Origin of the sequence: Micromonospora sp. C31 (assembly GCF_018070575.1) — a bacterium.
Lineage (GTDB): Bacteria > Actinomycetota > Actinomycetes > Mycobacteriales > Micromonosporaceae > Micromonospora.
In genome coordinates, this window is record NZ_JAGPXN010000018.1 from 101904 (window position 1) to 124677 (window position 22774).

A 22774-nucleotide genomic window follows, 5' to 3' on the forward strand; every position below is an offset into this window, starting at 1 on the left:
GGCGTCCGTCGCGCCGGCCGGTCCGGCGTGACCGCCGGTGCGGCGGGCCGGTCGGCGGGAGGCTCAGGCCGCGGCCGTCGACTCCGCCGCCGGCTCGTCCGGCTGCCCCGGTACGACCGCCGTCCGCACCCGCGGCAGGGTGAACACGAAGCGGGTCCCGTCGCGGTACGCCTCGTCCAGGCGCAGCGTCCCGCCGTGGTACTCGACGACCTTCTTGCACACCGCGAGCCCGATGCCGGTGCCCGGGTACGTGCCCCGGGGATGCAGGCGCTGGAAGATGACGAAGATCTTCTCGGCGTACCGGGGGTCGATGCCGATGCCGTTGTCCTCGACGGCGAAGGACCAGCCCTGCGGGGTGTCCGTCACCGTCACCCGGATCAGCGGCGCCCGGTCGGGGCTGCGGAACTTGACCGCGTTGCCCAGCAGGTTCTGCCAGAGCATGGTCAGCAGGGTCGGCTCGCCCCGCACGGTGGGCAGCGGGTCGTGCTCGATCGTCGCGCCGGCCTCCTCCACCGCCCGGGACAGGTTCGCCTCGGCCTGCGCTGACACCTCGGCCAGGTCGACCTCCCGCAGATCGCCGTAGACCCGGCCGATCCGGGAGAAGGTGAGCAGGTCGCTGATCAGCTCCTGCATCCGGGTCGCCCCGTCGACGGCGAAGCCGATGTACTGCCGGGCCCGGTCGTCGAGCTGGTCGGCGTAGCGGCGTTCCAGCATCTGGCAGAACGACGCCACCTTGCGCAGCGGCTCCTGCAGGTCGTGCGAGGCGACGTACGCGAACTGCTCCAGGTCCTCGTTGGAGCGGCGCAGCTCGGCCGCCTGCTGTTCCAGGGCGTCGCGGTCGTGCTGGCTGCGTTCCCAGGCCTCGACGACGGTGCGACGCATCGTCTCCACGTCGCTGGTCAGCCGGGCGATGTCGGCCGGGCCGTCGGGCCGTAGCCGGTGCCGGAAGTCGCCGCCGGCGACCTGCCGCACGGAGGCACCCAGCCGGTCCAGCGGCCGAAGCACCCTCGTGCGCACCAGCACTGATCCGACGATCCCGCACAGCAGCAGGGCCGCCAGGATCGCCACGAAGGTCAGGTCGCGCAGCGCCCGGGCGGCGTCGAGGTCGTCCCGGCGGGCGTCCCGGATCCCGTCCAGGCGGCCGACCACCCCGGTCAGCTCGGCGCGGACCGCCGTGAAGGTCTGCGCGTCCCCGGTCACCAGCGGCGCCAGTTCCTCCGGCGTGCCGCCGGCCTGCCGGGAGGCGATCAGGCGGTCGGCGAACTCCGTCCGCCAGCGGTCGGCCAGCCGCTGCGCCCGCTCCAGGTCGCCCAGCGCCTCGGGTTCGTCGGCGAGCAGGGTACGCAGCCGCGACATGGTGGCGCGTTCACTGTCGATGCCCTGCCGGTACGAGTCGAGGAAGCGCGCGTCGGCGGTGACCACGTGGCCGCGTACGGCAGCCGCCTGGGCGAGCAGGCCGCTGTCGAGCTGGCCGACGGCCGTACGGGCCGGGGCGATCCGGTCGGCGAGGTGGTTGGAGACCCCGGCGGTGTGCCGCAGCACGGCGGCGCCGGCGCCGCCACCGAGCAGGACGAGGGCGGTCATCGTCAGCAACAGGACAGTGAGCCACCGACGGGTCGTCATCGGTCGACGGGTCGCTGCCTCTTCGGTCGCCTCACTGCCCACGGCCTGCACCTTAGTGCAGTCGGCGGCGTGGCAGCGCGGTGCGCGGCGCAGGGTGCGCTTGCCGGCGCGTGGTACCAGTGGCGTGTGTCCGTGACCGACCATGCCGCCACCCGCCGCGACCTCCGGGGGCCGGGAGCCGCCGTCGCGCCGACTGCCGCGCCGGCGCATGACCACCATGACCACCGGAGGCGGCCCCACCGTCCGCAGGGCGGGGAGGTGAACGCGTGACCGGCTGGCAGGTCTCCGGCTACCGTCCGGTGCGGCAGCTCGGCGCCGGCGCGTCCGGCCGGGTGGACCTCGCCGTGCACGAGGCGACCGGCACCCCGGTCGCGATCAAGTACCTCACCGGCGCGATCGGCGACGATCGGGCGTTTCGTGCCGCCTTCCGCGCCGAGGCCCGGCTGCTGGCCGGGATCGACGACCCGCACGTCTGCCGTCTCTACGAGTACGTCGAGTCGCCCGCCGGCGCGGCGATCGTCATGGAGCTGGTCAACGGCGTCTCGCTGCGGCAGATGCTGCGCGCGCACGGGCCCACGACGCCGGAGTCGGCGCTGTGCGTGCTCAAGGGCTCGTTGGCCGGGCTCGGCGCGGCGCACGACCGGAGCGTCGTGCACCGCGACTACAAACCGGAGAACGTGCTGGTCACCGCCGAGGGCACCAGCAAACTGGCCGACTTCGGCATCGCCATGCCGGTGGGCGGAAGCTCGGGGGTCAGCGTCACCGGCACCCCCCGCTACATGGCACCCGAGCAGTGGACGGGCGCGCCGGCGAGCCCGGCCTGCGACATCTACGCGGCCACCGCCACCTTCTACGAGTGCCTCACCGGCCGGCCGCCCTTCGACGGGCGGGACCTGCCCACCCTGCGCCAGCAGCACACCCGCGCGCCGATCCCCACCGGCCCGGCTCCCGAGCCGGTGCACGACCTGCTGCGGCACGGCATGGCGAAGCAACCGGCCGAGCGGCCGCAACCCGCCCAGGTCTTCCTCGCCGTGCTGGAGCGGGTGGCGGCCGAGACGTACGGGCAGCGGTGGGAGGAGCACGGCCTGCGCGAGCTGGCGCGGCGGGTGGCCCTGCTCGCCGCCCTCCTGCCGTTCCCGGACGGCACCGGCGGGGCCACCAGCCTGGCCAGCACCGCCTTCGACGAGGGGCCGGGCCGGTGGACGTGGCGGCGATCGGCCCGGGGTCGCGCCGCGCTGGTCGGCGGCGGGCTGGCGGCGGCGCTGGTGCTCGGCGCCGCCGGGCTCAGCTACGCCGGCCGCGACGAGCCGCTGCCAGCCGCCGGAACGGCCGTCCCCGAGGCATCGGCGGACCCGGCGGGCACGCCCTCGGTGGCCGCCGCCCCGACCGCCCCGGCGGCCGGGTCGACGCCGACGCCGCCCCCACCGCCCCCACCGGCCGCACCGGTCGTCACGACGGCGGCGCCGGAGCCGGCCGGGCCCGGCGCGCCGGCCACGTCCGCGCCCGCTCCGTCGACCGTGCCGACCAGCACCGCCGCACCGGCCGACACCGTCGCGCCCTCCGTCGACCGGGTCTCGGCCGGCCCGACCGAACTCGACCCCCGGGGCTGCGCGTACGGGCCCACGTCCAGCACGATCTCCGCGGTGGTCACCGACGACCGTACGGCGGCCGGGGAGCTGAGGGTGAGCTTCCGGTACACGCTGGACGGCCGGACCACCGAGGTGGCCATGGCATCCGGTGGGCGCGGACTGTTCCGAGGTGTCCTGGGCGACCTGCCCCGGCCGGCGGCCAGCACCCGGATCCCGGTCCGGGTCGTCGCCGTGGACGAGGCCGGCAACACCTCGCCCGCGGCTGCGCCGGTGCACGTCAGGCTGTACCCGTTCTGCACCCCGGGCTGAGCCCGGACACCCGGATGCCGACCACGACGACGGAGGGCGGGCCGCCGTGACCCAGCCGAACGATCCGACCGAGGCGCTGCCGACCTACCGTCAGCCGGACGACGGCGCGGACACCGCCCGCCTCGACATCCACCAGCCGCGGCCAGCGGCCGAGCCGACCGTGCGGCTGTCTTCGGGTGACGCGACGGTGCACCTGGTCGCCGGGGAGCCGACCGTGCGGCTGTCTTCGGGCGACGCGACGGTGCACCTGGTCGCCGGGGAGCCGACCGCGCGCCTGTCCGACGACGGGCCCACGATGCCGCAGCGCGGCTGGGGCGGGGAGACCGGGTCGTGGCCGACGGCGCACCCGGAGCCGGGGGAGCGGACCACCCGGGCGACGACCGTGCGCGCCGGGCACGAGACCGCGACGGGGCGGGGCGCCGGATCCGGTCCCGCGACGCTCTTCGGCGGGCACACCGGGGCCGCCCCCGCCCCGCCCGGCGGGGAGGTGCGGTTCGGGCCGGGCGTGCCGACGACCCCGCCACCGGCACCCCCGTGGCCGGTGGGGGTACCGCCGCGTCGGCGCTCGGCGTGGCGGACGGTGGCCTCGGTGCTGTCCACCCTGCTGACCGTCGCGCTGCTCGCCGCCGTCGGTCTCCACCTCTGGCAGCGGATCAGCCCGCTGGAGGTGACCGGGGTGACGGTGGCGGTTCCCCGGCCGGCCGGGAACCGGTGCGACGTCACCGTCGACGTGGTCGCCACCGTGTCGACCAACGGCCGGGCGGGCGAGATCAGCTACCGGTGGCTGCGTACCGGCAGCGCGCCCGGCAGCGTGCTGACCGAGCGGGTCGGGCGCGGCCAGCGCACCGTCGAGCTGACGCTGCGTTGGGCCTTCAGCGGCCTGGGTACCACGACCGAGACGGCCACGGTCGCCATCACCGCACCGGCTCCGGCGCGGGCCGAGACCCCGGTGTCCTACGACTGCCGGCGCCGCTGACCCGGTGTTTCCCCGGTCGTCGCCGGGGGTAGGTCGGGCCGGACGAACCCGGATGCCGTGTGGAGGATTTCCGATGAGAGACAACTTCGGCGACGCGGTGGGGGACGCCCTCCGGTCGGTGATGCTGTTCCTGCCCAAGGCCGTCGCCTTCGTGGCGATCCTGGTGGCGGGCTGGCTGATCGCCAAGGCCGTGCTGAAGATCGTGGACAAGGTGCTGGAGCGGGTGGGTTTCGACCGCGCCGTGGAACGCGGCGGGATCCGTCGCGCCCTGGCCCGCTCCCGTTACGACGCCAGCGACATCGTCGCCAAGCTCGCCTACTACGGGGTGCTGCTGGTGACCCTCCAGTTGGCCTTCGGCATCTGGGGTCCCAACCCCATCTCCGATCTGATCGCGGGCGTGGTCGCCTGGCTGCCCCGCGCCTTCGTCGCGATCGTCATCGTCGTGGTCGCCGCCGCCATCGCCAACGCGGTGAAGGACATCATCAGCGGCGCCCTGGGCGGGCTGTCGTACGGCCGCATCCTGGCCACCATCGCCTCCGTTTTCATCATCGGCCTGGGCGTCATCGCCGCGCTCAACCAGATCGGCGTGGCCACCGCGGTCACCACTCCGGTGCTGATCGCGGTGCTGGCCACCGTCGGCGGCATCCTCGTCGTCGGGGTGGGCGGCGGGCTGGTCCGTCCCATGCAGAGCCGCTGGGAGTCGTGGCTGAGCCGGGCCGAGCAGGAGTCGCGGCTGATCGCCACGCACGCCCGCGCCTACCAGGCCGGGCGCCGCGACAGCGAGGCCCATCTCGCGGCCACGCCCGGCGACCCGGACGCCACGCAGGTGGTCTCCGGCCCCGGCGTCGTCGCGGATCCCGACGCCACCCAGGTGGTCTCCGGCGCCCGCGCCGACGCCGACCCGACCGTGCCGGTGCCGCGCCAGGGTGAACCGGACGCCACCCGGGGCACCTCGCCCGGCGCGGCCCGCCCGGCCGGCGAGGACAGCGAGGCCACCATGGTCATCCCGCCGCTCGACGGCGAGCAGCGCCGCCGCTGACCACACCCGCCCCGGGGTGGGATCCGCACCGGATCCCACCCCGGCGCGGGTCCGCCGAAAGGGGTGTGCCCGTCCGGGCCGGCGCGACTACGATCGCCGGCATGACGTGGCGATGTTGATGCACTGCTAGGGACCACTGCCGTGGGCCGCCGCGGTCGCCGTACGTCCGGCGTCCGCTTCGTCCCCACGGGAAGGTCCCATGACTGTCCACCCTCCGCGCGTGTCCGACGCGCGCGCCCGCCGGCTGGCGGCCACCCTCTACGGGTACGCGTTCCTCGGCGAGCTTGTCCTGCTCTACCCGCTGTACGCGCTGCTGTTCAGCGACACCGGCCTGTCCGTGTGGCAGATCTCGTCGCTGTTCGTCATCTGGTCGGCCGCCAGCATCCTGCTGGAGGTGCCCTCCGGCGCGCTCGCCGACGCGTTCTCCCGGCGGCTGCTGCTCGTCCTCGCGCCGGTGGTCACCGCCGCCGGCTTCGCCCTCTGGGTGCTCGTGCCCTCGTACGCGGCCTTCGCCGTCGGGTTCGTGCTCTGGGGCGCCGGCGGGGCGCTCGCCTCGGGCGCGCTGGAGGCGCTGGTCTTCACCGAACTCGACCGGCTCGGCGCCGCCGGACGCTACGCCCGCGTCATCGGCCGGGCGAGGACCGCCGAGACGCTCGGCGTACTCGCCTCGATCCTGCTGGCGGGTCCCATGTTCGCCCTCGGCGGCTACCCGGCCGTCGGCGCGGCCAGCGTGCTCGCCTGCCTGCTCGCCGCCGCCGTCGCCACCCGCCTGCCGGAACACCGCCGGCCCACGACCGTCGGCGGTGCGACCGCGAAGGTCGCTACCCCGGCTGACGACGCCGCGGCCGTGGCCGTCCCCGCCGCGACCCCCGTCGCGACCGCCGTCCCCGCCGCGGTCCCCGTCCCCGTCGCGACCCCCGACGTGGCCGCCGTCCCCGTCGCGACCCCCGTCGCGACCGCCGTCCCCGTCGCGACCCCCGACGTGGCCGCCGGAGGGCCGGAGCGCGACGGCGGGGTGGACGACGACGAGGACCTCGGCTGGTGGGCGAGTCTGCGCGCCGGGCTGACCGAGGTCCACGCCGACCGGGCCGTGCGCGCGGCGGTGCTGCTGGTCGCGGTCGTCGCGGCGGTCTGGGGCGCCCTGGACGAGTACACCCCGCTGCTGGCCCGCGACACGGGCGTCGGCGAGGCGACCGTGCCGCTGCTGCTCCTGCTCACCTGGGTCGGGGTGGCCGTGGGCGGTCTGCTGGCCCCGGCGGGGGAGCGGCTGACCGCCCGGGGGTACGCCGGCCTGCTGGCGCTGTCGGCCCTGGCCCTGGCCGCGGGGGCACTGCTCGCCCGGCCGGTCGGCTTCGCGCTGGTCGCGGCCGCGTTCTGCGGCTTCCAGCTCGCCACCGTGCTCGCCGACGCGCGGTTGCAGGCCCGGATCACCGGGGGCAGCCGGGCTACCGTCACCTCGCTGGCCGGGATGGCCACCGACGTCACGATCATCGCGGTCTACGGCGGGTACGGTCTGCTCGCCACCGGGGCCGGCAACGGGGTCGCGTTCGCGGTGGCCGCGGTGCCGTACCTGGTCGTGGCGCTGCTCCTGGCGACCCGTGCCGGCCGGTCGGCGCGTCGCCGGCCGGATCGGACGGGCGCAGGGCACGCCGGCTGACCCGGGGCCCGGCGGCGGTCCGTGCGACCGCCGCCGGGCCCGTCGCCCGTCCGCCGCGACGGGGTCAGTCGGGCAGCGCGTCGAGGTAGACCCAGCGACCGTCCTCGCGGACGAACCGGCTGCGCTCGGTCTGCGTGCCCGGCTGGCCGCCGGCGCGGTGGTGGGCCCGGAACTCGACGCTGCCGGTGGCGTCGAACAGCCCGCCCCGGTCGGTGTCGACGATCTCCAGACCCGTCCAGTGCTGGCCGGGGTCGAGGTCGAGCCGGCGCGGCCGGGTCGAGGAGTGCCAGCTGCGCAGCAGGTAGGCGGTGTCGCCGACGGCGAAGGCGCTGTACCGCGAGCGCATCAGCGCCTCGGCGGTCGCCGCGTCCGCCTCGCCCCGGTGCAGCCGCCCGCAGCATCCGGCGTACGGCTGCCCGGAGCCGCAGGGGCAGGGCCGGTCAGGATCGTCGGCCGCCCGCCGGCGGGGTCGTTTCGCCACCGGCCCATTGTGTCCGACGGCCCGCCGGGCACCGCGGCCGACGTCGCCTCCGGGGCGGTCGCGTCACGTCCCGACCGTCGGCTTGTACGCGCAGACCAGTTCCCAGCCGCCGGGCAGCACCGTCACCCGTTCGAAGCCGACCTCCTTGAGCAGGCCGGTGTAGAACTCGACCTCCCGCAGCCGGCTCACGCAGCCGTCGACCCCGATCAGGAAGTAGCTCCAGAAGAACTGCATCGCCAGCCGGTCCGGGGTGCGGAACTCCTCGCAGATCAGCAGCATCCCGCCCGGCTCCAGGGCCGCGTACGCCTTCTCGACCAGCCGGCGGGCGACCTCGTCCGGCCAGTCGTGCAGCACCCGGACGAACGCCAGCGCGTCGTAGCCCGCCGGCAGCGGCTCGGCGAGGAAGTCGCCACCGACGAACCCCAGCCGCTCCCGGTGCCCCGCGCGGGCCCGGGTGGCCTGCACCAGCGGCGCCACCGCCGGCAGGTTGTACACGTCGACCCGCAGCGCCGGGGCGTCGTCGAGGACGTGCGCGGCGAGCGTGCCGTCGCCGCCGCCGACGTCCAGCAGGCGCTGGCGGCCCGGCCACAGCCGCTCGGCGTTGCGGTGCACCGCCTCGATCACCGGGCCGAGCCCGACGGCCATGCTGCGCTCGAAGTCGGCGGTCTGCCCGTCGGTCCTCGGCGGCCAGGCGAAGTCGTCGTCGCTCATGCTGACCTCGCCGCGCAGGCTCTCGGCCAGCCGGCCGTGCAGCCGTCGCCAGGGGTAGCGGTCCCGGTCGCGCTCGACGGCGTCCGGGCCGACCACCGCCGCGACGGCGTCGCGGAGCCCGGGCGCCGCCCGGTAGGTGGTCGAGGCGATGTCGTCGCCCGTTTCGCCGCGCCCTACGAAGCCGAGGCTCTCCAGGCAGTCGAGGAACTTGTAGAGCCGCAGGGGCCGTACGTCGAACCGCTCGGCGAGCTCGCCGAGGCGGACCGGCCCCGGCTCCAGGGCGTCGAGCAGTCCCATGCCCAGCGCGGTCTCCAGCACGTCCATGGCCTTGGGCCCGTTGGCGAGCAGGCTCATCAGCGCCCGCGGCGACAGGGTGACGTTCACCGGCCCAGCTCCTCTTCCAGCGCGTCCATGAACGCGTCGACCTCGTCGAGGGTGTTGTAGACGTGCGGACCGATCCGCAGGTAGCCCCGCCAGGTGCAGACCATGTTCCGCGCCGCCAGCCGCCGCTTGACGGCCTCGCCGTCGGCGACGTCGAGGCACACCACGCCGCCGCGCCGGTGCGGCTCGGTCGGGCTGACCACGTCGATGCCGGCCGCCGCCGCCCGCTCCAGGATCCGAGCCGTGCAGGCGAGCGAGTGCCGCCGGATGGCGGGGACGCCCACCCCGGCGAGCAGGTCCAGGCCGACCTGGGAGACCAGTGAGGTGAGGGGGAACGGCGTCCCGCCGGCGAACCGTTGGGCGCCGGGCGCCCAGCCCGTCGAGAGCTTGAACGTCAGTGCCCGGTCGCCGGCCTGCCAGCCGGTGGCGGCCGGTTCCAGCCGTGTCGCCAGGTCGGGGCGGACGTACAGGAAGGCGGTGGCGATCCCGCAGAGCCACTTGTGCGCGCCGCCGAGGACGACGTCGACGCCGAGCGCCGTCACGTCCAGCGGGACGACCCCGACGCTCTGGAAGGCGTCGACGACCACCAGGGCGCCGACGTCGTGGGCCCGGCGCACCAGTCGGGGCAGGTCGATGGTGGCTCCGGAGGAGAAGCTGGCGTGCGGGACGCACACCAGCAGTGTGCGCTCGTCGATCCGTGCTTCGAGGGCGTCCTCGTCGAACCGGGGACCGCCCGACCCGACGACGTCGAGGCGCGCGCCGTAGCGGCGGAACGCGTTGAAGATGAACGGCACGGTCGGGTACTCCAGGTCGGTGGTGACGACCCGGTCGCGCGGCGCGCGGTAGTCGAAACAGGACGCGATCCGGACGAGCAGCGTGCTCAGGTTCGCGTCGGTGACCACGCTGCCCGGGGGCGCGCCGATGAGGGCGGCGATCGAGTCGGCGTAGCGGTCGAGGCCCACGTGCCAGTCCTGCCAGACGTCGTCGCGCCAGCCGCGCAGCGTCTCCCAGTAGCCGGCGAGCACGTGTTCGGCGCCCCTCGGCACGGCCCCGGTGGAGTTGTTGCCCAGGTAGACGCAGGTCTCCAGCAGCGGAAACTCGGCGCGCAGGGCGGCGTGGGCGGCGGGATCGAGGCACTCGGGCGTGTGCGGGCCGGGTGCCGGCTCGGGCGTGTTCACTCGGGGCTGCCTCCGGTCGGTGCGGTCCCCGACGAGGGACCCGGATCGTGGGTGACGGCGGTGAAGACCGGGATGGACCGGACGGTGGCCAGGTAGGGCGTGCCCTCCGTGTAGCCGGTGCCGGGGCGGGAGCCGAGCATCCGGGTGGCCAGCCGGTGGTGCGTGCGCCGCCACTGGAGCACGGCCGCCGCGAACGCGCGCATGGCCCGGGCCACGAGGTCGACGTCCGCTCCGGTGAGCAGGCTGTCGCGCACCGCCGCGCGGAACGCCTCGTCGATCGACGGCTGCCCGGCGTGCACCCGGTCGCGTACCTCCGGCACCTGCTGGTAGGCGGGCGACTCCAGCCGCGTCCCCTCCGGGGTGCGGCACAACGACTCCATCAGCTTGTAGGAGCGCGACTGGATGGCGCTGGCCCCGTCGGTGTACTGCCGGAACGTCCGGAACGCCGTCGGCTGCATGGTGGCCAGCAGCGAGAACAGCGGCCCGGCGGCGGTGAGCTGCTCGCGGGCGTACGCCAGCCGGTCGGCCGCCGGCCGGGCCCGGCCGGCAGCCAGGGCGGCGATCGTGGCGCGCAGCTCGTCGACGAGGCCCGCGAAGAGGCACTCGTACGACTGGAGCACCCGGATGAACAGGTACTCGTCGTGCGACACGTAGACCGGCAGCATGCTCAGCCACAGCGCCGGCTCCCCGGCGGGAGCGCGCTCGGCGGCGAGGTCCCGCAGCACGGCCGCCGGCTCCGGGTCGTGGGCCGCCCCGGCCAGGCCCAGGCGGACGAGGGCGGGGGACGCGGCCCGCACGCCGAGCCGGTGACGTTTGGCCACCACCTCCCGGTCCGGCCGGTCCTCGGGCAGCAGGTCGGTGGCGTCGGACGCGGCGGCCAGCTCGAACGCCAGCGCGTCGGCGACCAGGCCGACAAGGAGCCGGTCGCGGTCTCGGCGCGCGCGGTCCGGGTGCCCGTCGTCCTCGCCCGGCCCCTCGTCCTCGCCGCAGGGCAGCCGGAGCAGGCGCAGCGCCAGGTAGCTGCGGTAGTCGTAGCGGCCGTCCCACTTGTCGAGCGCTACGTCGAGGAAGTCGCGCAGCAGTTGGACGGCGGGCCCCGGCGGGTCGGCCGTCGGGACGGTCACCTGGGCCCGGATCTGGTCCAGCAGGGCCAGGAGTTCCTTTTCGACGAAGTGCTTGCCGACGCGGTGGTACTCCGCCAGCACGGCGGAGTACGGAAAATCGTCCGGGTCGGCGGCACCCGACAACCAACTCGTCAGTTCACGCACGAACCGCACCTCGACATTCGGCCCGTGTCAACTGCGAACGGGGAGTTGATTGACAATTAAGGGGTGGGTGGGGATTGCGATGGCCGGTCGGCACGGGAATGGTCGCTTTCACGCGTGCACGGACTTCACGCGGGCCTGCCACAGTTCCGGGAAGAACCGGTGCCCGATGAGCTTGGCGAGCACCGTCGCCTCGGCGCCGTCGGGGGCGTGGCCCCCGACCCGCAGGGCGGCCTGGTAGTGCCGCACCCGCCACAGCGACACCCGCTCGTCCCACTCCATCATCGCCTCGGCGAGTCGGTGGACGGGGTCCGTCGGGTCCGCCCGGCGCAGCTCCGCCAGGGCCGTCCCGCGGGCGGTGAGGTGGTCGGTGAATGCCAGGCCGAGCTGTCGGCTCGCCGCCTGGACCCGCCGCCACCCCGGGGACTCGGCGCCGGAACCCTTGCCCAGCGCCGGCTGCATGGCCTCGAAGGCGGCCGGGGAGAGGTGGCGGAACATCTCCAGCTGGTCGGTGACCAGCCGGACCCCGAGCGTCGCCCGGGCCAGCAGCGGCTCGGCCGCCGCGGGCTCGCCGGCACGGACCCGGGCGACCGCCTCGGTCAGTTCCGCCGCCGCGAGCTTCAGCCAGAGTTCGGTTGACTGGTGTACCACCTGGAAGAGCAACTCGTCGCGGTGGATCATCTCCGCCGGGTTCCGTTGCAGGTCGAGCAGCGCGTCCGTGCGCATGTAGCGCGCGTAGTCCGTGGCGCCGTCGCCAGGAAGGACAGGTGAGTGGTCCCGCTTCACGGAGTTGTCCCTTTCGGTCAGCGTCGCTACGTCGGGAACCGATGTCCCGACAGCGCGTGCGGCGGACATTATGCAACGACGAAAGGCAATGTGTCACGTCTTCGTTGCGGGCCGTGCCGCACTCCGAAAGGGGAGGTTTACGCCAGTTTTTTGCGTTGTGTAAACGCGGCGGAATAACACATAGATCAACACGGGTCAACAGCGGTGGACGGCTGACACGTCACACGGCCGGCGGCGGCGCGTCGGCACCGGCGCGCCGCCGACCTTGATCTCCGAGGCGAACGCGGCGGCCGTCCGGGCGGTCCGCTGCCCCCACGTCCCCACCAGTACGGGCACGTCGGCACGGACGGGGGCGTAGCGCAGGGCCGGGCCGGGCGCCACCGTGAACTCCCGGCCCGTGGACCACCCGGCTGAACACGTCACGGCCGAGGGGCCGGTGCCGAACCAGTGCGTGCCGGACGGCGGCGCGTAGGCGTCGGGGCTCTGGGCCGGCGGGTCGTACGGCGCGACGAGCGGGACGGACAGCGCCACCAGCAGCCACCCGCCGAGGATGACCAGGGCCGCCGTGGCGATCGGCTGCCGCCGGACGGGCCGCCCCGTCGAGCGACCGGGCAGCCGGCCCGGCCACCGGCGCCGGGCCAGCGCCCGGCCACCTTCGGGCCGGGCGCCATGGGGCCTGTGTCAGCTCATCCGCACGCTCACCGGTCGCGGGCCGGAGGAGGTCGGGGCGTTCACCGCGCAGGCGCCGGTCAAGCCCGTACCGCTGCGCGCCCTCGCGCTCGGCGAGGCGCCGCCCGGTACGGACTGACCCGCCGGCCCGGCCGGCGTGGACCCGGTCCGGCCGGCCTCGCCGGGCCGCGCCGATCCCACGCCCCGAGCGACTACACATTCGTGAATGTCAATCGCTGGATCGGTGGGGCGAGGAGGCCGGCCGGGCGGACGTACTCGCGGATCATCCGATTTCTCCGCCGGGGACGCCCCACGGGACCACCTCGACGCCCGCGCGTACGTAGGTTGCCCAGTACATCCGCCTCGCCGAAGAGGGTGGCCATGGGGAACACGCCGCACCCGCACGGCATGCCGCGCCGACGACTGCTGCGCCACGGCGCCGTCATCGCCGCCTCCGTGCCGCCGCTGCTGCTGGCGGGCCCACCCGGCGCGTCGGCGGCCGTGCCCCGGTACGACCCGCAGCAACGGTTCGTCCGCCTGGTGGGCGGCGGGTACGGCGTCATCTTCGCGATCCAGGCCGACGGCGCGCTGTACTGGTACCGGCACACGGGCTGGCAGACCGGCGCGTTCCGGTGGGCGAGCGGGTCGGGCCGCCGGATCGGCTCGGGCTGGCACCAGTTCCGGACGGTCTTCGGCGGCCTCGACGGCTCGCTCTACGCCGTACGCGGCGACGGCACCATGCACTACTACCGCTACCGGCTGACCAACTCGACGACCGGCGCCGGTACCTGGATCAGCGGCGGGCGGATCGGCGCCGGATTCGAGCGCTACCCCCGACTGTGCGGGTTCCACGGCGCGTTCTACGGGCAGAACGCCGAAGGCGAGCTGTTCCTGCACCAGTACGACCTGGTCGGCAAGGCGTGGACCGTCCGGGGGGAGCGGATCGGTGGCGGCTTCGTCGGCGCCGTGCTGCAGGCCGACACCTCCGGCGTCCTCTACGCCTACCACTACGGCGACCTCCGCTGGCACCGGCACCTCGGCGGCGGTACCTGGGCCGCGGGCTCGGGCCTGCGGATCGGCTCCGGCTTCCGCACCTTCTTCCTCAACGACGGGGTGTGGTTCACCGGCCAGGGATCGCTGTACGCGATCCCGCCGAACGCGGCCAGCGTCCGGCAGACGGGCGTGCTCACGCAGTACCGGTTGACGAACCACACCACCGCCGGCCCCGACCGGCGGGCCGCCTGGATGAACAGCGGTACCGGGAAGAGGGTCGGTTCCGGCTGGACGGTGCAGACCCAGGCCGGCCTCCAGGGCTACGCCAACACGCCCAGCGTGGCTCAGGGTGGGGTGGCGCGGATCGCGGTGTCGACCGGGTTCCCGTCGCTCACCGCGTCGATCGTCCGGGTGGCACCCAGCCCCGGCGACCCCGTGGTCGTCTCGCAGCCGCTGCCCGTGACCGGGGGCGTGCAGCCGCTGCCGGTGGGGTTCCTCCGGGTCGGTTGCGGCTGGTCGGACCGGTTGCGGTTCGCGGTCCCCGCCGACTGGCAGCCCGGCCTCTACGCGGCCCGACTGGAGGGCCCCGACGGGCTGCGCCGGTACGTGCCCTTCCTCGTGCGGCCGACCCGCCCCACCAGTCCGATCGCGGTGTTGCTGCCGACCTTCACCTACAACGCCTACAACAGCTGGGGCGGGCACAACCAGTACTGCCCGGACTGGACCGGCCGGCGACCCCTGTCCGTACGCCGGCCGTCGACGGAGCTGAACGTCGACGACCCCGGCATCCGGGACCACACCCTCTTCTCGGACCTCCTGCTGACCCGTTGGATGTCCCGCGAGGGGCTCGCCTTCGACGTCTACGAGGACGCCGACCTGCACGGCTCCAACGGCTGGCTGACCAGCTACCGGGTGCTCGTGCTGGGCAGCCATCCCGAGTACTGGTCCGACACGATGCGCCAGCGCCTGGTCAACTTCCAGGCCGGCGGCGGCCGGGTCGTCTACCCGGGCGGCAACGGCCTGTACGAGCGGGTGCAGGTCGACTCCGCCCGGACGGTGGTGACCTACCGTCGCGGCGACGGCAGGCGGGACGTCTACACGGAGCTGGGCCTGCCCGCCTCGCAGCTGCTCGGCACCAACTACACCGCCGCCGGCACGTACGCCCCGTACCAGGTGCTGCGCGAGCATCCGCTGCTGGCCGGCACCGGCCTGGTGGCCGGCAGCAGGTTCGGCCGCACGGGCTACAACGGCGCCGCCAGCGGTTGGGAGACCGACGGGCTGCGCGGGCTGGCCGGCGAGGCGTCCCCGGCGCAGGTCATCGCCCGGGGCGAGAATCCGGGGGGCGGCGGCGCGACGATGGTCTTCCTGGAGCGGCCCGGCGGCGCGCTGGTCTTCAGCGCGTCCTCGGTCTCGTTCGTCGGCGCCCTGGCCGACGATCCGGCGATGTCGACGCTGTTGCGCAACGTCTTCGACCGGATGCTGGCCTCGGCCCCGGCGGTCCGGGCCACCGAGGTCCCGATGCCGCGCACCAGCCCCGCACCCGCCATCCCCGAGCCGTCGACGATGGAGTGACCACGCTCAGAGCCAGCCCGAGCGGCGGAAGAGGCGGTGCAGGGTGAACGCGGCCAGCGCCATTGCCGGCACCGTCGGATCCGGCTCGTGCAGGCCCAGCCAGACGAAGCCGTCCCGGGCGCGACGGTTGCGGGCGTACGCGTCGGCGTTGTGCGGGCGGCCGGGCTCGCGCCGCCCGTCCACGTAGCCACACAGCGACCACGGCGACGGGGTCGGCGCGTCGGGGCTCGGGCTCGCGCTGCCCGGGTACCCGCCGGCCGAGCAGCCGGTCGAAACGGAAGAGGCAACCGCGCGGACACCGTACTCGCCCCGGGTGGTCGCGGGGTCACGGCACCCGGGTGGCGAACACGACGACGTTGTCGACGTAGCTGCCGGTGTCCCGGTCGAACCGGCCGCCGCAGGTGATCAGCCGCAGGCCGGTGGCGTCGCTGGGCCCGTAGACCAGGTCGGTGGGAAAGCGGTCCTTCGGGTACGACCCGACGCCGTCGACGGCGAACGTGGCGACGCTGGCGTCGGCGCGGGTGACCCGTACGGTGTCGCCGGCCCGCAGCCGGCCGAGGTCGAAGAAGACGGCCGGGCCGGCGGCGGAGTCGACGTGCCCGACGAGCACGGCGTTGCCGCTCTCGCCGGGGCTGACACCGTGGCGGTACCAGCCGGCCAGAGCGGGCCGGTCCAGCGGCGGCACCTCCAGGCGTCCCTCGGCGTCGGCGCCCACCGGGACGATCCGCGCCCGTACGTCGATGGCCGGGATCCGCACGTCCACCGGCTCGGCCCGGTGCAGCGGCGGCACCGCAGGCGCGGAGCGGGCCCGGGCGGGGGCGTCGGCGGCCTCCGGCCGGGGCGGGCGGGGCGGGATCGTCGCCATCCCGGCGGCGATCAGGCCGAGCCCCGTCGTGGCGAGCAGGACGATGACCGTGACCGCCCAGCCGGGCCTGCGCCAGGACACGATCCCACCTCCGTACGCGTTCGCCCGGGTGCCCGCTCCGGTGCGTCACCGGTGCGGGCACCCGTTGCAGGGATGGACGGTTCTCCAGGTTGGACGGCGCGGGGCCGTCGGTCAGAGCGTGGCCGCCGCCATGTGGCGTCGGCGGCGGGCCAGGATCAGGGCGCCGCCCGCGGCGGAGCCGAGCAGGGCGCCGCCGGCCGCCAACGCGCCGGTCCCGTCCGTGCCGCCGCGCCCGCCGGCCTGGGCCCCGCCGATCGGGGTGACGGTGAACGTGGCGCTGCCGGCCGCGCTGCCGTCGCCGCAGGTGGCGGCCACCGTGTAGGTGCCCAGGGTGAAGCCGGCGGTGAAGAGTTCGGCGCTCAGTCCGCCCCCGGCCGCCGCCGTGGTGGACCGGACGTTCTGGTCGCGGTCGGGGCCGGTGACGCGGAAGATCGCGTCGCCGGACTTCGGGTTGCAGGTCGTCGCGGTGAGCACGACCGTCCCGCCGACCGGCGTGGTGGCCGGTGACACGACGGTGTCGGCCAGCGCCGCGCCGGGGAGCAGGAGCGTGCCGAGACCCACGCCGAGCGCCGCCGATACGAGAACTGTCTTTGCCTTCATACGCGTCTTCCCTCACTTTTCGTCCGCTGACTGCGTGGGACGTCGTTCGGGTGGCCAACTCCGTGACTAGCACCGGTGTGACCAACCCTAGGAGGGTTGGGCCCCCCATCCGGTGAAAATGAGAAATCCTCGTTGCCGTCACGTGTCCACCCGGGAGGCGGAGGGAGCAGCGGAAATGCCGGCACGGCCCACCCGCGAGGGTTGGCCGTGCCGATGCCACCGGGGGTCGTACTGTCGGGGCTGGGCCGTCTCGGCCCGTCTCGCGAATCGTGCCCCGCGGCGGGAAGTACGCGTCCGGCCCGCCGCGTTGGCCCGGTCCTGGCCGGTCTGCTCCGGGCGGACGCGTCCGTGCTCGGGGCGGGACGCGCCGCCGGTGCCGGTCGACCGACAGCGGGGTGCGGCGGTGCCGGCCCCCGTGCCGGGGCAGGGGTGGGTCAGCCCTGCGCGGTGGCGCTTCCGGGGTGCGGCTCGGGCAGCGGCTCCCCGGTCTCCAGCAGCGACTTGAGGCTGGCCAGCAGCTCCGGCCAGCCGCCGCTGCCGTCGAGCTGGCCGCTGACCGCCCGGTACATCTCGCTGCCCGGGGAGAAGTCCTCGTGGGTGACGGTCAACTTGACGAACCCGCCGTACGGGGCGATGTCGAAGGTGACCCGGGACCTCCGCTCGCCGAGCCGGGCCGCCAACTCCTCGTCTGACCAGCCGAAGTGCGCGGCGTGCTCCGGCTGGAAGCCGTGCCAGCTGTAGGAGAGCCGGCGGAACGGCTCGGCGACCAGGACGCGTTGGCCGAGGTCGCGGAACTCGCCGCCCGGCTCGTCCTGCCACAGCACGGGGGAGCCGACCCGCCAGTCCGAGCGCAGCGCGACGCCGCCCCAGTAGCGGCGGGTGAACGCCGGTTCGGTCAGCGCGGCCCAGAGCTTCTCCGGGGTGGTGTTGACGTAGGTGGTGTAGACGAATGTGGGACTGTCCACCGGCTCCCGCTCCAGAGCTGTCCGTAGGTCGGCGAGTGCGCGCACCCGCTCGCGGTCGTAGCGGTCGATCCACCGTTCGGCGATGGCGTTGATCGGGACGGGGTTGAGGTAGTGCAGCTTCTCCCGGCCGCGTCGCACGGTGGTCACCAGGTTGGCCGCCGCCAGCACCGCCAGGTGCTTGCTGACCGACTGCCGGGTCATGTCGAGCCCGGCGCACAGCTCGCGCAGGCTCTGCCCGTTGCGCCGGTCGAGGTCGTCGAGGAGTCGGCGCCGACTCGCGTCGGCCAGCGCCCGGAACACGTCGTCCACCCAGCTCACCTCGCACATGCAGTCACCTGGCTGCATGTCAGGTTAGGCAACCGGACGGCTGCATGTCCAGCGTGTCGCCGCCCTCACCCGTCGAAGGCGGCAGGAGCGGTCAGGCCGGGCGGTCGACGTCGTCGTGCAGCAGCCCCACCAGCGCGGAGATGCCCTCCTCGAGCCAGTGGATGTCGCCGAACGCCGCGAGGGTGTCCCGCCAGTCGAGGAAGGTGTTCTCCGCGCCGCTGTGGAGCACGAATGCGCCGGGCTTGCCGATCATGAACGGAACGGCCATGACGCCGCCGTCGACGTACCTCGCGCCCCACCCGCCCGCCGCCCGCCGCCCGAGGGCCGGGCCGGAGGGCCGGTCGGTGGGGGGACGGCCCGGGCGGTGTGGCAGCGTGGGCGGCGTGAACACCTGCGCACCGCTGGACGTCGACCTGGCGCTGGTCGGTGGCGGCGGCGCCGCGTCGCTGGTCCTCGCGGCACTGGACCGGCACGGCGTGCGCGACCTGCGGGTCGCCGTCGTCGACCCGGTCCACCGGCGCGGCCAGGACCGGACCTGGGCGTTCTGGGACCGGCCCGGCAGCGACCTGGACCCGCTGCTGGCCGCGAGTTGGCCCCACGTCGAGGTGGCGACGCCCGCCGGCCGCCGCGTGCTCGACCTCGCCCCCCTGCGGTACGCCATGCTGCGCTCGGGCCCGGTCTACGACCGGGCTGCCGTGGCCGAGCGGCGGCTCGGGGTGCGGCGGATCGTCGCACCCGTCGACGCCCTGCACGACGACGGCGATCGCGTGCTGGTGCGTACGGGCGGGGCCGGCCCGACCGTCCGCGCGTCCTGGGTGCTGGACTCCCGGCCCCGGCCGCCCCGGCGACCCGGGCGCACCAACTGGCTCCAGCACTTCCGGGGCTGGTGGCTGGAGTCCGACGCGCCGGTCTTCGACCCGGCCCGGGCCGTCCTGATGGACTTCCGCACCCCGCAGCCCGCCCGGGGCGTGTCGTTCGGCTACGTGCTGCCGGTCAGCGACCGGTACGCCCTGGTGGAGTACACGGAGTTCGGCCCCGACCTGCTCACCGACGCCGGGTACGACGCGGCGCTGGCGGGCTACCGGGACCTGCTCGGCCTCGACCCGGCCCGGCTGCGGGTCCGGGAGGTGGAGAACGGGGTGATCCCGATGACCGACGGCCCGTTCGAGGCCCGGCCGTCGCCCCGGGTGGTCCGCCTCGGCACGGCCGGCGGCGCCACCCGGCCGTCCACCGGATTCACCTTCTCCGCCATGCACCGCCAGGCCGAGCAGGTCGCCCGCGCCCTCGCCGCCGGCCGTCCGCCGGTGCCCGGACCCGCGTACCCCCGTCGCCACCGCTGGATGGACGCGGTCGCGCTCCGGGCGCTCGACGCCGGCAATGTCGACGGGCCGGACTTCTTCGGGCGGCTCTTCGAGCGCAACCCCGCCGAGCGGGTGCTGCGGTTCCTCGACGGCGCCACCAGTCCGGCGGAGGAGGTGGCGCTGATGAGCTCCGCCCGGCTGCTGCCGATGGTCGCCGCCACCGCTGGCGACGCCACGGCCCGGCTGCGCGACCGCCTCGGTCCGGCCCGGCGGCCGGCGACGTGGACGGTCCCGCGACCGGTGGTCGGCGACCGGGCCGACGCCGAGGGCTGAGCCGCCTCAGCCGGCCCGTGCGGCGTCGCGGATCAGGACGCGCAGCTCCTCCATCGGATCGCCGTCGCGCTCAGCAGCGTCTTCGTCGCGGCCACGGTCGGCCCGGGGCCACCAGCTCGTCGATCCTCGCGCGCACCTCGGCCCGCAGGCCGTCCCAACTCCCCGTCCCGGGTGGCCAGCGGCCAGGCGCCGGGTCACGGGCCTTTTCCGCCGCCCCGACGGCGGGGGAGACGGTGCGGATTCGGTAGGTTGCCGACATGGTGGACGAGACGGCCGGCAGGGTCGTGCAGATCTGGACCGACGGGGCGTGCAGCGGCAACCCCGGCCCCGGCGGGTGGGGCGTGGTGCTGCGCTTCGGCGCGCACGAGCGGGAACTGTGCGGCGGCGAGGCGACCCCGACCACCAACAACCGGATGGAGCTGATGGCGGCCATCCAGGCCCTGGAGAGCCTGACCCGGTCGGTCACGGTCGAGCTGCACACCGACAGCACGTACGTGCGCAACGGCATCACGAGCTGGCTGGCCTCGTGGAAGCGCAACGGCTGGCGGACCGCCGCGAAGCAGCCGGTCAAGAACGCCGACCTGTGGCAGCGGCTGGAGGCCGCGTGCGCCCGGCACGAGATCACCTGGCTGTGGGTGAAGGGGCACAACGGCCACCCGGAGAACGAGCGCGCCGACGCGCTGGCCAACCGGGGCATGACCGAGGCCCGCGCGTCGGCGGTGCCCGCCACCCGTTGACGTCGCCGGTGGGCCGGCGATCAGGTCACTCGGTGCGGCTCGGGTCGGTGGTGCCGGAGACGGCGTCGACGTCGTAGCCGGCGCGGCTGACCTCCCGGGCCGAACGCCGGTCCTCGGCCGGCAGGTCGGCGAAGTCGTCGCCGGTGTCGTCGGTGCTGTGCAGGGACTCGCCCGGCGGCCGCAGCGACGCCTGCATGGCGGTGGCGCCGTCCGGCTCGTCGGTGGCTGCCCGGTCGGTACGGTTCTGTTCGGTCATGCCGCACTCCTGCCCCCGTGGCCTGTCCGCAAACGTGCCTCTGTCCCCGCGGCCTGCCCGCAGGCGCCGCGTCTGCTCCCGTGGCCTGCTCGCAAACGTGCCTCTGCGTGGCCTGCCCGCAGGCGTGGGTCGTGGCGCTCAGCGCGCCGCGTCCGGGTGTCCCGGCGTGCCGGACCCGCCGCTGGAGCTGCCCGACGCGCCGCCCGCCATGCCCGAGCCGTCGTCCTCGGTGACGATGTCGGGCTTCTGGGTCGTGTCGTCCGGCGCCGGGACGTCGGTGTCCGCCTCGACCTGGACCAGCCGGGCCTGCCCGGCCTCGTCCTCGGCGTGCGCCGGGTCGACCGGCAGCTCACCGTCGCGCGCCCGATATCCCACCGCTGCCTCCCCTCCCGTGCACCGCTGCGTCGACCCCGCCTACCCCCGACCCCCCACCCGAAACCCACCCGACCCGCCCCACCGGCCCCGCCCGGTCCGTGACGACGGGCCCTCGCTGCAACCAGGGGCGCGCACCTCCTCGTTGGCGGGTGAGCTACGCGTTCGCCGGCGTGTCGAGAAGCTCGACTGCCAACGATCGGGCAGCGAGGGGCAGGGCGAGCGGGGAGGTGCCGGCCGGGGGCATCAAGACGGCGACGGGCGGGGACGGCGGGGGCGGGGGGTCAGCGACAGGGGCGACCAGTGTCCGGGGCGCGTCCGGCCGGGCGGCAGGGCGGTGCGCTGGTCGCCCCGGGCCGCGTCGAGCTGTGCCTGGTGCAGGAACAGGCTGCCGGACAGGTTCGCGCCGCGCAGGTCGGCCCCCCGCAGGTCGGCGCCGGTGAGGTCGGCCAGGCCAAGGTCGACGCCGCGCAGGTCGGCGCCGATCAGCAGCGCCCCGCGCAGGTTCGCCCGGCGCAGGTCGGCCCGGCGCAGGTCGACGCCGAACAACTGGGCACCCCGCCGGTCCACGCCCGGTCGGCCGCCCCGGGCGCGGGCCACGTCCCCGGCGCGCGACAGCAGCGGGTTGACCCGACCCCGGTAAGCGTCCACGTCGATCGTCAGCAGCGTCTCGGCGGGCTCCCGGGTCAGCCGCCCGGTCTCGTCGAGCGCGACGGACAACTCGTCGCGCAGCGGCTGCGGCGGGCGTGTCGCGAGGGCCTCGGTCAGATACCAGAGCAGCTCGTGCAGTGGCCGCATCACCGTGAACGTGTCGAACATGCGCGTCGCGGTCTCCGGTGCGTCGCGCCAGTCCCGGCCGCCGAAGGTCACCTGGGCCACCCGCTGCCCGGCGCCGAAGCAGTCGAAGACGGTGCAACCGGGGAAACCCCGCTCGCGCAGGTCGGCGTGGATGCCGCAGCGTGAGTCGGCCCGCAGGTTCGGGCAGGGCTGCCCGGCGGGCTTGTCGACGGCGAAGTCGGCCGACGCGGAGAAGGCCGGCGCGACGCAGCACAGCCCGAAGCACCGGGCGCAGTCGGCGCGCAACCCGTCCGCCGACGACGTCGCCTCGGGAGTTTCCGACACGCTGACCGTTCTCCTGCCGATCGGGGTCCTCCGCCGGCGGCCCCGCGGCGGAGGCTCCCATTGTCCCGGCGCGCGGCGGTCACCGGGCCGCGGGGGTGCGCTCTCCGGGCCCGCTCGGCGGGCGGGGGCCGTGGGCGGGGTGCGGCCGCCGCCGGGCACCCCGGGCCGCTCCATGCGCGCACGGGTCGACGTCCTCCTGGCCGGTCATCGGGGTGGCGATCTCGCCCGGGGCGACCGCGTTGACGGTGGTCCCGTCGCCCGCCAGTTCCTGTGCCATCACCCTGGTCAGCAGGCCGAGCCCGCCCTTCGCGGCACAGTACGCGGCCGAGCCGACCCGGGTCGCGTGCTCGTGCACGCTGGTGATGTTGACGATCCGGCCGCCCAGCCCCGTGGCCCGCAGCCGCCGGGCGGCCCGCTGCCGGAGTCGGCGCCCGTGACGATGGCGATCCTCGGGTGGTTGTCGTGACGCGATGGCCTGTCGGCGCACTACCCGTTCCATGCGAATGCAACCATGCGTCGAACACCGTCCACGCAGAGTATTGTCTGCGTCGATGCGCTCTGCCATCCTCCACGGTGGACGCTGCCA

The 22774-nt window shown here is 75.0% G+C and carries 24 protein-coding genes; 8 read left to right on the forward strand and 16 right to left on the reverse strand.

Annotation, left to right across the window (positions count from 1 at the left end; all coding sequences use genetic code 11):
• Positions 1-63 precede the first annotated feature (63 nt).
• Positions 64-1623 carry an ATP-binding protein gene (locus tag KBX06_RS21875; RefSeq protein ID WP_210838080.1) on the reverse strand — a complete coding sequence of 520 codons (1560 nt, stop codon included), beginning with the start codon at positions 1621-1623 and terminating at the stop codon, positions 64-66.
• A gap of 266 nt (positions 1624-1889) precedes the next feature.
• On the opposite strand from KBX06_RS21875, the gene KBX06_RS21880 reads away from it, so the two are divergent.
• The 4 genes from KBX06_RS21880 (at position 1890) to KBX06_RS21895 (ending at position 7193) form a co-directional block, all read left to right on the forward strand.
• Complete coding sequence (locus KBX06_RS21880) at positions 1890-3521, forward strand: serine/threonine-protein kinase (RefSeq protein WP_210838082.1); 1632 nt, start codon at positions 1890-1892, stop codon at positions 3519-3521.
• Between the two features lie 46 nt (positions 3522-3567).
• Complete coding sequence (locus tag KBX06_RS21885; protein WP_210838084.1) at positions 3568-4497, forward strand: hypothetical protein; 930 nt, start codon at positions 3568-3570, stop codon at positions 4495-4497.
• Between the two features lie 73 nt (positions 4498-4570).
• Entirely contained in the window at positions 4571-5536 is a 966-nt protein-coding gene (locus tag KBX06_RS21890; RefSeq protein ID WP_210838086.1) for a hypothetical protein, read from the forward strand.
• A 199-nt stretch (positions 5537-5735) separates the two neighbouring features.
• Positions 5736-7193, forward strand: a complete 1458-nt coding sequence (locus KBX06_RS21895) for an MFS transporter (protein ID WP_210838089.1) — start codon at positions 5736-5738, stop codon at positions 7191-7193.
• A gap of 64 nt (positions 7194-7257) precedes the next feature.
• Here the strand turns inward: KBX06_RS21895 and KBX06_RS21900 are convergent, their stop codons facing one another.
• The 6 genes from KBX06_RS21900 to KBX06_RS21925 all read right to left on the reverse strand — a co-directional run bounded on the left by KBX06_RS21900 (position 7258) and on the right by KBX06_RS21925 (position 12637).
• Positions 7258-7674 (reverse strand): YchJ family protein, encoded by a 417-nt coding sequence (locus tag KBX06_RS21900; protein ID WP_307854714.1) that lies wholly within the window; start codon positions 7672-7674, stop codon positions 7258-7260.
• A gap of 63 nt (positions 7675-7737) precedes the next feature.
• A complete protein-coding gene (locus KBX06_RS21905; RefSeq protein ID WP_210838091.1) occupies positions 7738-8769 on the reverse strand; it encodes a methyltransferase in 1032 nt (343 codons plus the stop codon).
• The gene (locus tag KBX06_RS21910) at positions 8766-9944 is read right to left on the reverse strand and encodes an aminotransferase class V-fold PLP-dependent enzyme (RefSeq protein ID WP_210838093.1); all 1179 of its coding nucleotides are present in this window, start codon (positions 9942-9944) and stop codon (positions 8766-8768) included. The genes KBX06_RS21905 and KBX06_RS21910 overlap by 4 nt, the downstream gene beginning before the upstream one ends.
• On the reverse strand, positions 9941-11221 hold the full coding sequence (locus tag KBX06_RS21915) for a tryptophan 2,3-dioxygenase family protein (protein WP_210838095.1): 1281 nt from the start codon (positions 11219-11221) through the stop codon (positions 9941-9943). The genes KBX06_RS21910 and KBX06_RS21915 overlap by 4 nt, the downstream gene beginning before the upstream one ends.
• Before the next feature lie 99 nt (positions 11222-11320).
• Complete coding sequence (locus tag KBX06_RS21920; RefSeq protein WP_210838097.1) at positions 11321-11995, reverse strand: tryptophan 2,3-dioxygenase family protein; 675 nt, start codon at positions 11993-11995, stop codon at positions 11321-11323.
• 195 nt (positions 11996-12190) lie between these two features.
• A complete protein-coding gene (locus KBX06_RS21925; RefSeq protein WP_210838140.1) occupies positions 12191-12637 on the reverse strand; it encodes a hypothetical protein in 447 nt (148 codons plus the stop codon).
• On the opposite strand from KBX06_RS21925, the gene KBX06_RS21930 reads away from it, so the two are divergent.
• Both KBX06_RS21930 and KBX06_RS21935 read left to right on the forward strand, forming a co-directional pair.
• Entirely contained in the window at positions 12546-12803 is a 258-nt protein-coding gene (locus KBX06_RS21930) for a hypothetical protein (protein WP_210838099.1), read from the forward strand. The two genes, KBX06_RS21925 and KBX06_RS21930, sit on opposite strands and share 92 nt — an antisense overlap.
• Before the next feature lie 242 nt (positions 12804-13045).
• The gene (locus tag KBX06_RS21935; RefSeq protein ID WP_210838102.1) at positions 13046-15229 is read left to right on the forward strand and encodes a N,N-dimethylformamidase beta subunit family domain-containing protein; all 2184 of its coding nucleotides are present in this window, start codon (positions 13046-13048) and stop codon (positions 15227-15229) included.
• Positions 15230-15235: 6 nt separating this feature from the next.
• On the opposite strand, the gene KBX06_RS28765 is transcribed toward KBX06_RS21935, so the two are convergent.
• The 5 genes from KBX06_RS28765 to KBX06_RS21960 all read right to left on the reverse strand — a co-directional run bounded on the left by KBX06_RS28765 (position 15236) and on the right by KBX06_RS21960 (position 18335).
• A complete protein-coding gene (locus KBX06_RS28765; protein WP_210838104.1) occupies positions 15236-15412 on the reverse strand; it encodes a hypothetical protein in 177 nt (58 codons plus the stop codon).
• 142 nt (positions 15413-15554) lie between these two features.
• Positions 15555-16175, reverse strand: coding sequence for a class F sortase (locus KBX06_RS21945; protein ID WP_307854715.1), 621 nt, complete (start codon positions 16173-16175; stop codon positions 15555-15557).
• 111 nt (positions 16176-16286) lie between these two features.
• Positions 16287-16775, reverse strand: coding sequence for a hypothetical protein (locus KBX06_RS21950; RefSeq protein ID WP_210838106.1), 489 nt, complete (start codon positions 16773-16775; stop codon positions 16287-16289).
• Positions 16776-17209: 434 nt separating this feature from the next.
• Entirely contained in the window at positions 17210-18049 is an 840-nt protein-coding gene (locus KBX06_RS21955; RefSeq protein ID WP_210838108.1) for a metalloregulator ArsR/SmtB family transcription factor, read from the reverse strand.
• Between the two features lie 109 nt (positions 18050-18158).
• Positions 18159-18335 carry a hypothetical protein gene (locus tag KBX06_RS21960; RefSeq protein ID WP_210838111.1) on the reverse strand — a complete coding sequence of 59 codons (177 nt, stop codon included), beginning with the start codon at positions 18333-18335 and terminating at the stop codon, positions 18159-18161.
• Between the two features lie 115 nt (positions 18336-18450).
• Between KBX06_RS21960 and KBX06_RS21965 the strand changes: the two genes are divergently transcribed.
• Together KBX06_RS21965 and rnhA are read left to right on the forward strand one after the other, a co-directional pair.
• Positions 18451-19701 (forward strand): lycopene cyclase family protein, encoded by a 1251-nt coding sequence (locus KBX06_RS21965; protein ID WP_210838112.1) that lies wholly within the window; start codon positions 18451-18453, stop codon positions 19699-19701.
• A gap of 257 nt (positions 19702-19958) precedes the next feature.
• Positions 19959-20438 (forward strand): ribonuclease HI, encoded by a 480-nt coding sequence (gene rnhA, locus KBX06_RS21970; RefSeq protein WP_210838113.1) that lies wholly within the window; start codon positions 19959-19961, stop codon positions 20436-20438.
• Between the two features lie 25 nt (positions 20439-20463).
• Here the strand turns inward: rnhA and KBX06_RS21975 are convergent, their stop codons facing one another.
• The 4 genes from KBX06_RS21975 to KBX06_RS21990 all read right to left on the reverse strand — a co-directional run bounded on the left by KBX06_RS21975 (position 20464) and on the right by KBX06_RS21990 (position 22687).
• Positions 20464-20694, reverse strand: a complete 231-nt coding sequence (locus tag KBX06_RS21975) for a hypothetical protein (protein ID WP_210838116.1) — start codon at positions 20692-20694, stop codon at positions 20464-20466.
• A 138-nt stretch (positions 20695-20832) separates the two neighbouring features.
• Positions 20833-21069, reverse strand: coding sequence for a preprotein translocase YidC (locus KBX06_RS21980; protein ID WP_210838118.1), 237 nt, complete (start codon positions 21067-21069; stop codon positions 20833-20835).
• Positions 21070-21312: 243 nt separating this feature from the next.
• On the reverse strand, positions 21313-22188 hold the full coding sequence (locus KBX06_RS21985; protein WP_210838145.1) for a pentapeptide repeat-containing protein: 876 nt from the start codon (positions 22186-22188) through the stop codon (positions 21313-21315).
• Between the two features lie 79 nt (positions 22189-22267).
• Positions 22268-22687, reverse strand: a complete 420-nt coding sequence (locus tag KBX06_RS21990) for an SDR family NAD(P)-dependent oxidoreductase (protein WP_247686422.1) — start codon at positions 22685-22687, stop codon at positions 22268-22270.
• Between the last annotated feature and the right edge of the window lie 87 nt (positions 22688-22774).